We start from the raw sequence: 15,159 nt of genomic DNA, 5'->3' as shown, positions 1-15,159 counted from the left end.
ATGACAATGTATCAAGGAAGGTTATGAAAATTATACTCGTTCGTCATGGTCAAGCAGAAGATGAATCGCGCCCAGACAGCGCGCGTCAGTTAACGGATTTTGGTCAACAGCAAGCCATACAAACGGCAGAGTATGTGACGGCTCACTACAATCCTGATTATTTTGTTGTCAGCCCTTATGATAGAGCGCAGCAGACGCTAGCAGAATTCCAGTCAAGAGCACCGACAGTACCATCGGTCATACTGAACAATATTACTCCTTCTGATGATGCGCGTCAGGCCCTCATAGATTTGGCTAATATTGAAGCCGAGTGTCTGGTCGTCGTATGTCATATGTCTATCGTTGCTTATATCGCTGGTCTACTCACAGGTGATTATCCTGAGTCGTTTTCTTTGGCAGAAGCCAGAGTATTTGAGATGGAGTTTGTGATGATGGATATGGCAACCGAGGTCAATCGCTTTGTACCTGAGCAGCCTTACTAAGCTCTTTACTCACTTGCTTTCTAAGGCTATTAATAAATTATTGGTGCCATGTTTTTAATTAGACAATATCATACGAAAGTTCAAAAAAATTCTGTTTATGGCAGTCGTTCATGATGATTATAAAACCGATACGCAAAGCAATATCCATCACAAACTCTTAAAAGAAGTCAGAGCAAATAAGCCCATTCAGGGGTAAGTGCCTACTATTTCATACCTGTGTGTTATATAAGCATGCGTTATATTCCAACAGGGTATTATGAATACATCGCTCTCAAATCACTGTTTATCATGAGACTCATTGAAAAGCAGCTCGTTTGCTACCATCAAATAGTAATTAGTTACTGTTAATTATGGAAATTTACTATGAATCCTTCCTTTAATCACAATTCTGATGATCGTTTGCGAAAACAGACAAAAACTGCTGATAACAGTCATCATAAATCAGGTGGGGCTAGTTTTAATAATGAGGGGGTTAATGATGAGCGTTCTGATTATGGTGTATCTCAGCAACGACAAGATAATATGATGAGCGACAGTATGAATAACGATAATATGAATAACGACAAGCGCCGTTCTCTCACCACTTATAACCACATTACTTATTTTCTATACGTGATTAGCTATTTTACTGCTGGGTTATTGTGGATTGTGCCGATTGTGATGAACTATGCCAAGCGTCACGATGCAGATGGAACGTGGCTGGCCACACATTTTGATTGGCAGATTAAGACTTTTTGGTACAGCATTGTTTTATTTGTCATTGGTATCATGATTATAACGTTTGCCTTGGGCGGCTTTGGTGTCAGCATGTTGGCTGACAGTGATCATATCGCTATTGGCTCGTTACTGTTAGCCGCATTTGGTTTTTTAATTATGATATTTACCTTTGTCTGGCATCTATACCGTATCGTACGTGGTTGGATAGCTCTGACAGATGGTCATCCTGTGCCTTGATAGCCAGTTAATCGCTATTTATCTACACCGGCTGTGGTTTTAATATAGAAATTTACCGCAGGAAACTTTGCTCTTATTTCTGTTAAGCTGATATAATCGCAGCGCCTGATTTCATTCGCACTTTTCATTCACTATTTCTTTTTAGCAGGGTCTGTCATTACTATGTCTTATGCCTTACTTCGTCCTTTTTTCTTTAAGATGGATCCCGAGCACGCCCACGAGATGACCTTGTCCTTATTGGATAAAGCTCACAAAGCACGTGTGTTAGGTTTGGTGTACGGTCAGTCGATGCAGCCAACAGACTGTATGGGTTTACAGTTTTCTAATCCAGTAGGCTTAGCCGCAGGATTGGATAAAAACGGTGATTATATTGATGCCTTGGCTGAGTTAGGATTTGGTTTTATAGAAGTCGGAACGGTCACACCGAGGCCACAGATAGGTAATGACAAGCCAAGATTGTTTAGAATAAAGCAAGCAGATGCGATTATTAACCGTATGGGCTTTAACAACCAAGGTGTCGATTATCTGATCGAAAATGTCAAACGTTGCAAATACAAAGGCAATATTGGCATCAATATCGGTAAAAATGCTGATACACCAGTAGAGCAGGCAGCAGATGATTACGTCTATTGTCTAGAGCGTGCTTATCCGCATGCCTCTTATATTACCGTCAATATCTCTTCGCCAAATACCAAAAACTTACGTGATCTGCAAAGCGGTGAAGCATTGACTCAGCTTTTAGATACCATCAAAAACCGTCATAGCCAATTGGCGACCGAATATGGTTTTTATGTACCATTGGTACTCAAAGTTGCCCCTGATTTAGAGCCACTACAAGTCGACTATATCTCACAGCAGCTGATAGATTTTGAAATTGATGGTTTGATTGCGACCAATACGACTTTGAGCCGTGTCGGCGTAGAAGACTTACGTGATGGTGATCAAATGGGTGGTCTATCTGGTCGTCCAGTGAGCCATATTAGCACTCAGATTTTGCAACAGTTTTCCGATCAGTTAGATGGTAAAGTCGCGCTGATTGGCGTCGGTGGTATCGATAGTGGTGCTAAAGCCGTCAAGAAGATACAAGCCGGTGCAGACATGGTGCAGCTCTATACGGGGCTTATCTATCGTGGACCTGGGTTAGTACAGTCTTGTATTCAGGCAATCGGTGGCTATTATGATGCCATGGAAAGCTAGACTGTCCATAAACCTATTACAAATTGAATGCTCAAAAATTAACCTTGTCATAAACACTTAAGTAAATACTTGATAAAAATACCATAGGGTATGAGGCATAGAAAATGAGTGGTCTGGATATTGTGATTGCTATTGTTGTCTTGGCTGGCTTGTGGCGCGGCTTTCAAGTAGGGTTGATTAAGACAGCCATTGGTTTGGTCGGTTGGTTGATTGCGCTAGTCGCTGCTACGCGTCTGGCGGGTGTTGTGTCGCCTCAATTAGCAGGTATCGTAGAAAACCCTGTCTTACAAATGGCCATGGCATTTTTATTAGTGGTGATTGTGATATTAGCCATCATGCACACAGTTGCATTCGTATTCTCAGGGGTGCTCAAAACCTTACGTCTGGATATCGTTGATAAGATGGCAGGTGGCGTCCTTGGTGCAGCTAAAAACGTATTAATGGTCTTAGTCGTTCTGAGTGTCAGTGCGCCGCTATTGGTACAGATGCCGCAATGGCAAACCTCAGTGCTAGCGCCAGAGCTAATGCCTTATGCACCGATGGGTAAAGCGTTGGTGTCAGATGTGCTTGGTATGGCTTGGGATCAAGTCAATCAATCATAAGCCAACTCGTCATATTTCTAAGTATTAACGCTATGATTTTTATCATGTCTTTTTTACCACTCAAGCTTTTATAGCATCAATAACATCGTATTCGACATTCATTCTTGAAAAAATAATTTTTGATAGCAGTTAAGGTTCATAAATCAGCATCAGTGAATTATGGATGTTGATTTTTGAAAACCGAAAAGATAAATGCTTGTTTAATGTTTCGTAAATATCATCAGGTCGACGGCGAGTGACAGCACGCATTTTAGATAGTGTGCCGTCTAATTTTTTGCCGTTATTGTAGTACTAATGTATGGGTCAAAATAGGATATAGCTATTATGTGTGGAGTCATTGGAGTTGCAGCTCACGAACCAGTCAATCAGATACTTTATGACGGTTTGACGATGCTACAGCATCGCGGGCAAGATGCAGCAGGTATTGTCACTTTGCAAGATGGACGACTCTATCTACGTAAAGAAAATGGCATGGTACGTGACGTGTTTATGAATCGTCATATGATGAAGCTGGTTGGTAAATTCGGTATCGGTCACGTTCGTTACCCAACAGCAGGCACGTCAAGCAGTGCTGAAGCTCAACCATTTTACGTCAACTCACCTTATGGTATTACTCTTGCGCACAATGGTAATTTGACCAATGCTGAGAGCTTAGCCAAGTCTTTGTACATCGAAGATCGCCGCCATCTTAATACTGATTCGGATTCTGAAGTACTCTTGAACGTACTGGCCCATGAAATGCAGAATTTGGGTAAAACCAAAGCAACGCCTGCTGATATATTTGAAGCAGTCACGGCTGTATATGGTCGTGTAGAAGGCGCTTATGGTGTTGTCGCCCTTATTACTGGTCATGGCTTACTTGCTTTTCGTGACCCGAACGGTATCCGTCCGCTTATCTATGGTAAGCGTATGGCTCCAAATGGCGGCACCGAGTATATGGTCGCTTCAGAGTCGGTCGCATTGACAGGATCTGGATTTACGATCATTCGTGATGTCAAACCAGGCGAAGCTATCTTTATTGATCTAGATCATAAAATACATACTCATCAGTGCGTAGAGCAAAAAGAATACACACCATGTTTCTTTGAATATGTCTATTTCGCCCGTCCAGATTCAATCATGGACAATATCTCAGTTTATAAAGCCCGCTTACGTATGGGTGAAAAACTGGCAGATAAGATCATGACTGAATGGGGCGAAGATCACGATATCGATGTGGTTATTCCTATTCCAGATACCTCGCGTACTTCTGCGATGGAGTTGGCGCTTAAGATGAATGTTAAGTACCGTGAAGGGTTTATGAAAAACCGCTATATCGGTCGTACTTTCATCATGCCAGGTCAGCAGCAACGCAAAAAATCTGTCCGCCAGAAGCTTAGCGCTGTGCCGTTAGAATTCAAAGGTAAAAACGTACTGTTGGTCGATGACTCTATCGTTCGCGGTACGACGTGTCATGAAATCATTCAAATGGCTCGAGACGCTGGTGCCAATAAAGTATTTTTCGCCAGTGCTGCGCCACCGGTTAAGTATCCAAACGTGTATGGTATCGATATGCCAGTACGTAGCGAGCTAATTGCTTCAGGTCATACGGTTGAAGAAGTGCGTGAAATCATCGGTGCTGATCGCTTGATTTTCCAAGACTTGGATGACTTGATTGATGCAGTAAAAGATACCAAGCATAGCAAAGTTGAAGGCTTTGATTGTGCCGTATTCAATGGTTGCTATATCACTGGTCAGATCAATGAAGCCTATCTTGATCATTTACAAGAGCAGCGCAATGACACGGCTAAGACAGGTAAAAAAGGCGTACAAATCGTGGCTGATACCCCAGTCGATATGATGGGTGTTGAGGAGCTTTAAGAAGCAACCCTTCTTAACTAGCTAGCTCTATACAGTACGCTTAAAAAAAGGCTGGATTCTCAATAGAATCCAGCCTTTTTTATGTTTGAAACATTGTTTAACGCTTTGTTTGGCACTAAATTCTAGCTAATGCTTTTAGCCTAGAAAGTTCGTAAATACCCACAACAAGCCATTAATAGCGGCGATACCGACGATCATGCTGACTAATAATTGACGGCTGATATGGTAGACAAGTAAGACTAAAAGTAGGGCACCAATTTGTGCCATCAATAGATGCAATTCAGCACTATCTAGAGCCGTGGTCGCAGACAGGTCTTGATAAGAGAGACTGGTCAAAATGAGCAACACCATCACGGACAGCGGTAAACTCTCATTCAATCGATGCAACCAAGGTGTGTCTAATAGTTTTCTAGGTATTAAAGAAGGCAGGGCGCGCGTGATAAAGGTAACAGCGGCCATCGCAAAAGTCGCGAAAATAAGATAACTACTGGTCATCAGTTTCTCCTGCCATGTTACTTTTTTCTTCCATGCCTCGCTGTACCCAAAATCCACGTACTAAAATCAGCAACATACAAATAGTAATCGCGACTAATAGTAACCAGTTACTCGTAAATAACGAAGCTGCTGCTAGAGAGACTACGGCAATGCCAATTGGAAAATAGCGCTTGATACTTTGAAACTGCTCATAAGCCAAAATCGCAAACAAGCAAACCAAAGCGAAATCTAAGTGAGGTACCAAATCGCTGAGCGTGCTGCCAATCATAATACCAATCGTACTGGCCAGTACCCACCAACTTTGGTTAAAGAGACTGATTGGTAGTATCAAAGATTGTCGCGACTCATTGGGCAAGCTGGTCATGACTGAAAACGTCTCGTCAGTCAGCGCAAACAGACAATAGATTTTAGCAAGTTTGTTCTTTGGTAGATATTGCAATAAAGGCATACCATAGAACACATGGCGCAAATTAATAGCTGCAATATTCGTCGCGATATTACCAATCGGCAAACCAGCACTCAGCATGGGTAAACAAGCATACTGTGCAGCGCCCGCATACAATACGATACTGAGCATGATAATAGCCCATACGGGGATACCAGCAACTTGCGCGAGTACACCAAAGGCAATCCCTGCAGGTAAGTAGCCCATTGCCACGGGTAAGCTTTTTTTGAAGCCTTCAGCCCAGTCATAGCGCATTTTATATGGCTGATGCAATTCTTTTGAACGAGTATTCACAGAACATCCTAATTGTCTTTGTGTCCAACTTATATTGAACCGACTATATTACAAACACTTTATAAAAATACATTATTCAACACCATGTGGTTGAGAGTGGTATTAAGCTTCCGGCTGTAGCTTTTCATAGCTACCCGTTTGATGTGCTTGGTACAAGAAGCCACCTAAAATAATTAGCCTAAGCAGTAATAAACACCATACACTTAACCAAATACCAGTCATGTCCCATTGTTGATAGAGAAACCAACTGAGTGGGAAAAATATAGCGGCGAGTATCAGAGCAGCATTACGGATTACATGACCAGCTGTTAAGCCAAAAAATATACCATCTAACCAATAGGCACCAACCCCGACGAGGGGTAGTAATACGGCATAAAGATGGTAGTGATGCGCCAACGTGAAGACCGTGTCGATATTGGTCATAAATCCTAAATATGTTGGCATTGCAAGCCACCATATAGCACTCAAGGCGATGGCAAGTCCGTAGCTGACAATACCTGTGCGCTTGATAATAATGCGAAAACGTGGCCAATCTCGGCGTCCAGCGGCTTGACCACTTAACGTCTCAGCGGAAACTGCAACACCATCAAGGGCAAAGGCTGAGATACTCAGGACTTGTAGTAAAATAGCATTGGCCGCCAGTATGACATCACCACTTTGAGCAGAGAGACGAGTAATCCAAGCAAAACTCAAAGTTAAGATAAGCGTACGAATAAAAATGTCTTTATTTAGTGAGAACAGCCTAAGTATGCGTTCTTTAGTAAAATATTGCTTATCAGCAGTAAACAAAGCCCGCCAAGATATTTGTAGATGATGACGACTTAACCACAGTGCTAATAACACACCAAACCAGAAAGCAATGGTCGTACCTAATGCCACACCGACCAAGCCCATTTTCATCGTAAAGACAAAAAACAAGGTTAGGACAATATTGAGTATGGCAATAAAACCTTGTTGATACAGCATATAGCGAGTTTTACCTTGCCCAGCAAACCAACCAATAAATGCAAAGTTCATCAGCTCAGCAATCACGCCCCAAAACCTAACATCTAAATAAGTCTGTGCAGCACGTCCACTATCTGGATTGGCTGATAGCGCCTGTAATCCAAAATCTATCAACCAAGGCTTTGCCAATAGCAAGATAGCACCGATACCAAATGCCAAGAGCAAAGCACGTTGCAAGATAGATAGTAAGGGTGAAGGAGCTGTATCAACTGACGTTGCCGCACCATCTGTAGCATTGGTGGTATGGTTGGCCAGTTGTCCCATTGCTTGTGCTGACAGCCCAGACGATGCGTATTGTAAAAAGTTAAAACTGACGAGCAATAACGACAATAACTGTATCGCGAGTCCCATACCAGCAAGTTTAGCCGTATCATTCATATTACCGACGATCGCTGTATCGATTACGCTTTGTAGAGGCATGGCAAGATTGGCCAATAATACTGGCAAAGCGATGGCAATAATACGCGTATAACGGGTATCGATGGGCGGCATTGGACTAGATATGGGAGTAGTCATTTTTGGCTCGTTTATACTTAAAACCCAACAAGGATTGAGCGTAGCATATTTGCTATTTATGACAAACACAGCTACAAAGACAAAAGCACCTAGACTCATTGTTCATGAGTCAGGTGCTTTGATTTAAATGTTAATACTGTTATTTATGGCAGAATTTTATAGTCAAAATTATATAAATTAAATAATACCATTAAACACTTATTCAAACATTTTTGGATCGTTAAAAGTAACGATTTCTTCTTCAAACTCTGGTTTTACTTTTACAATAAAGTCATCACGAGATAGACCCATACGTAATGGAATCGAACTTGCGATATAAGTTGATGAGTAAGTACCAGCAATTAGACCGATGAAGAGGGCAACTGAGAACCAGTATAGACCATCACCACCTAAGAACAGCATTGCTAATACCACTAACAATACCGTTGAAATGGTCATAATCGTACGGCGCAGCGTCTCTGTCAAAGACAAGTCGATAGTCTGGCGCGGCGTGATACCACGGACGCGACGGAAGTTCTCACGGATGCGGTCATAGACAACAATCGTATCGTTCAATGAGTAACCAATCAAGGCCAAAATAGCTGCCAACACAGTTAAATCAAATGGGAAGCCAAATAAAGCAAATACACCAATAGTGACTACTGCATCATGAAACAGCGACATGACTGCACCAAGGGATAATTTGAATTGGAAACGCAGGGCAACATAACCAAGCATACAGGCTAGTGCTAGCGCTAACGACATCACTGAGTTTAAGTAGACTTCACTACCTACTTGACTACCGATAATATTGACGTTACTGATTTCAACATTATTATCAGCTAAGGTCAATGCTTTGGTCAGACTGGTATTGAGTCCATCAACATTATCAGACTGAGGTGGTAGGCGAATCAGTAGCTCTTGTGATGTTCCTAGGTACTGTACGACGGCATCATCAAAACCATTGTCTGACAAGGCATTGACAACATCAACTTGTTCAACAGACTGCTCATAACGCACATCTGCTGAGACACCACCCGTGAAATCAAGTCCCAAATTCAGACCGTTTACGGCGATAGCAATGATACTACCAATAACCATCAATAAAGATAAAATGGCCATGGGCTTTTCTATCTTCATAAAAGGAATAATACGCTGGTTGCCAATGGCTTTGATACCACCTTCAGCTTGTGCCGCCGCATCATCTGCCGCATCACCTGTTGCTAGATTAGGATCAGTTGCTTGAGTGGCCAGTGCTTGACTGTCTTTACTAGCACCCTTGCCACCGCGACGAGCTTTACTGTTACTCGGCTGCACTGTGACAGGATTGTTGGTTTTAGTATTGCTACCTTTGCCATCACGGCGTGGTTTGTTACGGCGGCGCGTGCTTGCATTGTTTCCATCGCCATTTGAACCGCCTGAACCATTTCGATCTGGACTATTCTGCTGCTCTAGAGGATTTTTATTCTCGATAGCCATAATGTTCTCCTAACCGATGCTCAGACGTTTGACGGATTTACGCTTACCATAAGCAACTTGTACCAGCGCACGTGTGACCAGAATAGCCGTAAACAGCGAGCTGATAATACCAATAGCTAGCGTGATCGCAAAGCCTTTAATCGGACCAGTACCAATCGCAAATAAGATAAATGCGACCAATAAAGTTGTAATGTTGGCATCGAAAATACTACTAAAAGCTCGGTCAAAACCTGCCACAATAGCGGATTTCGGCCTTACTCCATTTGCAATCTCTTCACGTATTCGCTCAAAGATTAGTACGTTTGCATCAACTGCCATACCGATGGTCAAAACAATACCAGCGATACCGGGTAGGGTAAGCGATGAGCCTAGGATTGACATGATAGAGATGATGATGATCACGTTGACTGCTAGTGCTACGTTAGCGATGACACCAAACAGACGATAGAAGATAATCATAAACGCAAAGACTAGTAGATAGCCGACCTGCGTAGAGAATAGACCTTTTTCAATGTTCTCTTGACCCAGTGGTGGACCAATGGTGCGCTCTTCTACAAAGTACATCGGTGCCGCAAGTGCTCCTGAACGCAGTAGTAGTGCAAGCTCAGCAGCTTCAGCACTGCTGTCTAGCCCAGTAATACGGAAAGAGGAGCCTAGAACCGCTTGAATATTGGCACGGTTGATGACCTTGGTTTCAGCATAAGGCGTACGTATTTCTTCCGTCTCGCCAGTTACTGGGTCTTCTTCGTAAGTGATTCTTTGCTTGTTTTCAATGAACAATACAGCCATCTGTTTACCAACAGCTGTACGAGTGGCGTTCTGCATGAGCTTGCCGCCAGCACTGTCCAAGGTAATACTTACTTCAGGTAGACCGCTTTCATCCAAGCCAGTTTGAGCATTGGTCACTTTATCGCCGCTGACAATAGCTTGACGTTCGAGCAATACAGGTGGGCCATCTAGTGTTTCAAACGGGAACGCTTCGGTGCCCGCTGGAGGAATACCACCTGTATAGTTGTCGGCATCTTCTGCCACCATACGGAATTCAAGGTTTGCAGTACGTCCAAGGACACGTTTTGCTTCTGCAGTATCCTGTACACCTGGCAATTCTACGACGATACGATTGGCACCTTGTGATTGCACTAGGGCTTCAGTAACACCCAGCTCGGCAATACGGTTGCGTAGCGTTGTCAAGTTTTGGTTGACAGCATAACTATTTATTTCGTCAAGTGTCGCATCGTTATACGATAAGAGTAATGCAGGACCTTGATCGTCAATAGAAGATTGCAAGCTAAACGTGGTGCCCATTGATCCTTGTAGGATGTTTTGTGCACGATTGCGAGTGTCTGTATCAGCGAAATGCAGTACCACGCTTTGATCTTCGGTCTTGATACCTTTGACTGCAATGCGTTCAGCACGTAGCTCGCGACGCATGTCGCTACTAGCACCGGTCAGACGCTGCTCAAGTGCCTTGTCCATATCGACTTCGAGTACAAAGCGCACACCACCACGTAAATCAAGACCAAGCTTCATCGGTTTTGCGCCGATGTCGCGTAGCCACTGCGGTGTTGTCTGTGCTAAGTTGAGAGCGACTACATAGTTTTCGCCCAAATTTTGACGTAGCACTTCTTGCGCCTTTAGCTGATCGACTGAATTGTCAAGACGAACCAGCGCACTATTGCCTTCAAATGTGCCGTCATGGTTATCTAAACCGGCATCTTTGAGTAAGCTTTGCGACTGCGTTAATATCTCTTCAGACAGCTGTGTACCTGCAGCAGCACTCGTAATCTGCACAGCGGGCTCGTCAGGATAGAGGTTAGGGGCAGCATATAGACCGGCAATGAGTATCACGACGGTAATAAGTAAGTATTTCCAAGCGGGATATTGCATAATCACTTCTTTAAGTTGATAAACAACTGGCGACGTAGGCCACAAGTTAGCAGATGGGAAGTTAGCGATAGCAAAGGTCTAATGCTGCGTATAAAAGCCATCATCATGTACCGTTGCGATCATCCGCGGTGATAGTAAAACAAAAAATAAAAATAACCTACTCAATAAGAGTAAATATAGACTATCTAGCAGTTTATAAGACCGCTTTGTCTCACTTCTTTATAGCGAAAAATGACCGTAAATAATGTACGGTCATTTTTAGTCGTGGCATCTACTGATGATACGACCATCAAACAATCATTCATAGCAATGATTGATGATTAAATGCTTTCGATAGTGCCAGCAGGCAATACTGAGATAACAGAAGCACGTTGTACTTTGATATCAGTATTATTATTTAAGCTGACCACTGCGTAGTCGCCTTCTAGGTTTTTGATGCGACCCATTAAGCCACCAGCAAAAATGATTTCACTACCAACGCTCAAAGCATTGACCATGGCACGATGCTCTTTGGTACGCTTAGACTGCGGGCGAATAACCAAGAAGTAAAAAATCGCAAAAAAAGCAACAGGCAGTAGAATCTGACCAAATAGTGACGCAGCACCTGCAGTTTCGGCAGCATGAGCAGCTTGAATAAATAAGAACATAGTTTCTCTCAGTAAGTCATGGATAATAATAAAATTAAACGCATAGTAACAAAAAATCCCAGACTTGGTAACTGTTAATCATAGCCTGAGTACGTTTTTCTTAAGGTAATCGTCAAGCCAGCGGTCATTACTTCTAGTGGCCGTATTTTTGATAACAGTATTTCTGACGACAGTATTTCTAATGCAATACGTAAGTTGTGTTTGTTGTAATACGATAAGTGATGACAAAGTGCTGCGATTATAGCAAATTTCAGATATATCAGTGGATATTAGGCAATAGTAGCGTAATACAAGGTATCAAAAAGCAAAGACTTAAAAAAAGCGACTTATTGTGAAATATCAGCATCAGTGCTACTATCAAATGGCAATAATTGGCTGTGTTTAGCCTACTATTTATTGGAATGTCATTAAGCCTAATATGCAGTATGAAGTTAGCTTTAAGTAGCTATCTAGAAAGTGTTGGCAGATACCCTTATGTATTTCTACTTTGGTGCTGCTATTTGCTCTCTATATCTGCTGCTGTTTGCTTAAGATTCCTTTTTCTCTTTTCTGTTTAGGTTACCCAACTTGTTCACCACTTTTATGTTTGTACCTCGTTTATGTCGTCCGCGCGCTTTTAAAGAAGCGTCAGCCAAACCTCCTCCGACGCTGCACTATTTTAAGCGTCTTAGAAGCATGAAGCCTATTTTTGGGCTACTAGCGTTACTCGCAATGCTACTACCTTATCCGGCATTTGCTGCTGATGCTTCAGCAGATCCCACAGCTCTCAATATTCTGTTATTGATATTCTTTGTGGTTGTGGCCATCGGTATCTCGTTTGTTTGTTCTCTAGCAGAATCCGCATTACTGAGCATGACACCGTCCTACATCGCTGACGTTCAAGAAACCAACCCAAAAAAAGCAAATATGCTCAGACGGTTAAAGGTTGATAATATCGACCAGTCGTTGGCAGCTATTTTGACATTGAATACAGTCGCTCATACATTGGGTTCCATCGGTGCTGGTGCTCAGGCAACGATTGTCTTTGGTAGCGCATGGTTTGGTCTGTTTTCTGCCATCATGACATTGGCCATCTTATTCTTGTCTGAGATTATTCCAAAGACGTTAGGTACGGTATATTGGCGTCAGTTGAGTGGCATTGTCGCTTATTTTGTCCGTGGTATTATCTTGCTGCTGTACCCACTCATTTGGGTATCAGAGCGTTTGACAAAACTACTGGTGCGTGGCAAAGAACCTCAAGCATTTAGTCGTCGTGAGTTTGCGGCACTTGCGAGTATTGGTGAAGAGTCAGGACAGATTGATCCTTTAGAGTCGCGGATTATTCGTAACTTACTGGCATTTGGCGCCATTAAAGTTGAAGATATTATGACGCCGCGTTCGGTAATGCTCGCGTTTGAGGAGAACAAAACGGTTGCTGAGCTATTGGTTGATCGCCCAAAGCTGACGTTTTCACGATTACCTATTTACGATGGTGATTTAGATAATGTTACGGGTTTTGTATTAAAAACAGATATGTTGTTAGCAAAAGTGAATCACGCTGTAGATAAGCCATTGACTCAGTTCAAACGTGAAATCACTTTTGTATTCTCCAAAATGAAACTGTTTGATTTATTAGAGCTCATGCTAAAGAATCGCATCCATATCGCGATTACTGTCGGTGAATACGGTGAAGTTAAAGGTCTGGTTACTTTAGAAGACGTGTTTGAGACTTTATTGGGTCTAGAGATTGTTGATGAGATAGATCGCGTTGAAGACATGCAGGCGCTAGCTCGACAAATGATGGACAGACGAGTAGAGCGTTTGGGTATGAAGCTCAGTGATGATGAGCGCTATGATAATAATAGTACAGATACTAGGCTTTAAAATAGCATCGTCAGACTTGGTATCGATTGATAGACAGTGATTTAAAGCTGAAGCAAAGATTGAGTTGTAGTTCAAAAGAGATGACTCAGTCTTCGCTGATGCGTACTTATTATAAGATCATGATATTACTCGTACTTTAAAGGTGATGACTGTGCCTGTTTTGACATTCGCAATAATTACACAGGGTGTCACATAGCTGTGAGAATTAAATGATAGGCTCACTCTATGATACAACAACGCTGTCACGACTATTAAAAATATGATTATGATAAAGACAGTTATTGAAAGGTATCACTAACTAGCTGAAGATTATTACTGTATAAAAAGTATCACTATTTAAGAAGTCTCATTAGCTAAGAAGTATCGCTATTGAACCAAAGCATGAGAGCCAACAGCATTCGCTTAGTTTATGATTACATAACTAGGTAATATGTTGAATCAAATGATAGAAACACGTTAGTCGTCAATATATGACAACAACGGAAACTGTATTGCTAAGGATTATCATGAAACGATTATGGGGAAAAGGGCTTTTGGCGTTGTTAATCAAAGGCGCAGGCGTGGCTGCTGTGATGGCTATTGCAAGTACCGTAAGTATCAGTGCGCAAGCGGCGACCATGACCGAAGCGTTGGTGCAAAACTATGCCTCAGCAATGAAGTCATCAGCAAATAGCCGAAATGTCAGTCAGGTTGCTCGTCTCGTCTCTGATGATGCGCTGATTTCGTTGTCTAGAAAGGGTAAGTCTACTAGCTTGGACAAAGATGCTTATTTGAAACTGCTACAAAACAGTTGGAATGACACCTCTAACTATCGCTATGACATCTCCGTAGACAACATTGTCATTACGGGCGAGCAGGCCAAAGCCAATGTCACCACTAACGAAAGTTGGGTAAAAGATGGTCAAACTGTCTCGTTCGTCACTACATCTAGAGTGACTTTGGCGCTATCAACTGGCAATGCAGTGCTGCTGCGTGCGGTATCACAAATAACGATTAACTAGCCAGCTTATTAGGGCGTGTCTTCAATTTAATCGATAGTAATCTAAATGGGTTAAAAATGGCTAAATCTTGCCAAACGGTGTCAAATAGCTAACTAATATCTCGATATTACTTACGCTATTTTCCTTGTTTGACTGCGATTTATCTCATTTTTATCACCATTTTTAAAATGAGAACACTCCCTAGAGCGTGTTCTAAAATTAAGGACATGCTCTTGCGATTTAGCATCAATTGCACGTTGTATGAACCATTCAGTCATTAACACCAATTTGGTATTGAACGGGTTTATTTAGAAATCTGCTTTATTCAAAAACACGGTTACTATCTACTAAAAAGACAATCCTTATCTATTGAAGCCTACTAATTCTGTACGATGTTGGTTGTTTGCATGATTGTCTGCATGGACGGAATAATCTGGCGTCTTAGTAGACCAATCTAGATGTCAACTCAACTTA

13 protein-coding genes are annotated in these 15,159 nt (G+C 42.2%); 7 read left to right on the top strand and 6 right to left on the bottom strand.

The window, feature by feature from the left end; genetic code table 11:
* Positions 1-23 precede the first annotated feature (23 nt).
* From JMW61_RS12960 to purF, 5 genes are all read left to right on the top strand, one after another.
* Positions 24-482 (top strand): SixA phosphatase family protein, encoded by a 459-nt coding sequence (locus JMW61_RS12960; RefSeq protein ID WP_201551793.1) that lies wholly within the window; start codon positions 24-26, stop codon positions 480-482.
* Between the two features lie 363 nt (positions 483-845).
* Positions 846-1,436, top strand: coding sequence for a DUF4870 family protein (locus JMW61_RS12955; RefSeq protein WP_227687470.1), 591 nt, complete (start codon positions 846-848; stop codon positions 1,434-1,436).
* A 162-nt stretch (positions 1,437-1,598) separates the two neighbouring features.
* Positions 1,599-2,633 carry a quinone-dependent dihydroorotate dehydrogenase gene (locus JMW61_RS12950; protein ID WP_197133595.1) on the top strand — a complete coding sequence of 345 codons (1,035 nt, stop codon included), beginning with the start codon at positions 1,599-1,601 and terminating at the stop codon, positions 2,631-2,633.
* Between the two features lie 104 nt (positions 2,634-2,737).
* The gene (locus JMW61_RS12945; RefSeq protein WP_201551792.1) at positions 2,738-3,235 is read left to right on the top strand and encodes a CvpA family protein; all 498 of its coding nucleotides are present in this window, start codon (positions 2,738-2,740) and stop codon (positions 3,233-3,235) included.
* 324 nt (positions 3,236-3,559) lie between these two features.
* The gene (gene purF / locus JMW61_RS12940) at positions 3,560-5,095 is read left to right on the top strand and encodes an amidophosphoribosyltransferase (RefSeq protein ID WP_201551791.1); all 1,536 of its coding nucleotides are present in this window, start codon (positions 3,560-3,562) and stop codon (positions 5,093-5,095) included.
* Positions 5,096-5,230: 135 nt separating this feature from the next.
* Here the strand turns inward: purF and JMW61_RS12935 are convergent, their stop codons facing one another.
* The 6 genes from JMW61_RS12935 to yajC all read right to left on the bottom strand — a co-directional run bounded on the left by JMW61_RS12935 (position 5,231) and on the right by yajC (position 11,842).
* Positions 5,231-5,590, bottom strand: a complete 360-nt coding sequence (locus tag JMW61_RS12935; RefSeq protein WP_201551790.1) for an AzlD domain-containing protein — start codon at positions 5,588-5,590, stop codon at positions 5,231-5,233.
* The gene (locus tag JMW61_RS12930) at positions 5,580-6,329 is read right to left on the bottom strand and encodes an AzlC family ABC transporter permease (protein ID WP_227687469.1); all 750 of its coding nucleotides are present in this window, start codon (positions 6,327-6,329) and stop codon (positions 5,580-5,582) included. The genes JMW61_RS12935 and JMW61_RS12930 overlap by 11 nt, the downstream gene beginning before the upstream one ends.
* A gap of 102 nt (positions 6,330-6,431) precedes the next feature.
* Positions 6,432-7,850 (bottom strand): MATE family efflux transporter, encoded by a 1,419-nt coding sequence (locus tag JMW61_RS12925; protein WP_201551789.1) that lies wholly within the window; start codon positions 7,848-7,850, stop codon positions 6,432-6,434.
* A 198-nt stretch (positions 7,851-8,048) separates the two neighbouring features.
* Positions 8,049-9,308 carry a protein translocase subunit SecF gene (secF, locus tag JMW61_RS12920; RefSeq protein WP_201551788.1) on the bottom strand — a complete coding sequence of 420 codons (1,260 nt, stop codon included), beginning with the start codon at positions 9,306-9,308 and terminating at the stop codon, positions 8,049-8,051.
* A gap of 9 nt (positions 9,309-9,317) precedes the next feature.
* Entirely contained in the window at positions 9,318-11,195 is a 1,878-nt protein-coding gene (gene secD / locus JMW61_RS12915) for a protein translocase subunit SecD (RefSeq protein ID WP_201551787.1), read from the bottom strand.
* Positions 11,196-11,515: 320 nt separating this feature from the next.
* A complete protein-coding gene (gene yajC, locus JMW61_RS12910) occupies positions 11,516-11,842 on the bottom strand; it encodes a preprotein translocase subunit YajC (protein ID WP_110922992.1) in 327 nt (108 codons plus the stop codon).
* Positions 11,843-12,553: 711 nt separating this feature from the next.
* On the opposite strand from yajC, the gene JMW61_RS12905 reads away from it, so the two are divergent.
* Both JMW61_RS12905 and JMW61_RS12900 read left to right on the top strand, forming a co-directional pair.
* Entirely contained in the window at positions 12,554-13,705 is a 1,152-nt protein-coding gene (locus tag JMW61_RS12905; RefSeq protein ID WP_370463028.1) for a hemolysin family protein, read from the top strand.
* Between the two features lie 506 nt (positions 13,706-14,211).
* The gene (locus JMW61_RS12900; RefSeq protein ID WP_201551786.1) at positions 14,212-14,706 is read left to right on the top strand and encodes a nuclear transport factor 2 family protein; all 495 of its coding nucleotides are present in this window, start codon (positions 14,212-14,214) and stop codon (positions 14,704-14,706) included.
* Positions 14,707-15,159 lie beyond the last annotated feature (453 nt).

The organism is Psychrobacter fjordensis, from assembly GCF_904845995.1.
Classification (GTDB): Bacteria; Pseudomonadota; Gammaproteobacteria; order Pseudomonadales; family Moraxellaceae; genus Psychrobacter; species Psychrobacter fjordensis.
This window is presented reverse-complemented; position numbering and strand designations above follow the sequence as displayed.

Coding starts and splice junctions, on each gene's coding strand:
- JMW61_RS12945 (WP_201551792.1), top strand. CDS start 2,738: ATGAGTGGTCTGGATATTGTGATTGCTATTGTTGTCTTGGCTGGCTTG.
- JMW61_RS12935 (WP_201551790.1), bottom strand. CDS start 5,590: ATGACCAGTAGTTATCTTATTTTCGCGACTTTTGCGATGGCCGCTGTT.
- JMW61_RS12925 (WP_201551789.1), bottom strand. CDS start 7,850: ATGACTACTCCCATATCTAGTCCAATGCCGCCCATCGATACCCGTTAT.
- JMW61_RS12960 (WP_201551793.1), top strand. CDS start 24: ATGAAAATTATACTCGTTCGTCATGGTCAAGCAGAAGATGAATCGCGC.
- yajC (WP_110922992.1), bottom strand. CDS start 11,842: ATGTTCTTATTTATTCAAGCTGCTCATGCTGCCGAAACTGCAGGTGCT.
- JMW61_RS12950 (WP_197133595.1), top strand. CDS start 1,599: ATGTCTTATGCCTTACTTCGTCCTTTTTTCTTTAAGATGGATCCCGAG.
- JMW61_RS12900 (WP_201551786.1), top strand. CDS start 14,212: ATGAAACGATTATGGGGAAAAGGGCTTTTGGCGTTGTTAATCAAAGGC.
- purF (WP_201551791.1), top strand. CDS start 3,560: ATGTGTGGAGTCATTGGAGTTGCAGCTCACGAACCAGTCAATCAGATA.
- secD (WP_201551787.1), bottom strand. CDS start 11,195: ATGCAATATCCCGCTTGGAAATACTTACTTATTACCGTCGTGATACTC.
- secF (WP_201551788.1), bottom strand. CDS start 9,308: ATGGCTATCGAGAATAAAAATCCTCTAGAGCAGCAGAATAGTCCAGAT.
- JMW61_RS12955 (WP_227687470.1), top strand. CDS start 846: ATGAATCCTTCCTTTAATCACAATTCTGATGATCGTTTGCGAAAACAG.
- JMW61_RS12905 (WP_370463028.1), top strand. CDS start 12,554: ATGCTACTACCTTATCCGGCATTTGCTGCTGATGCTTCAGCAGATCCC.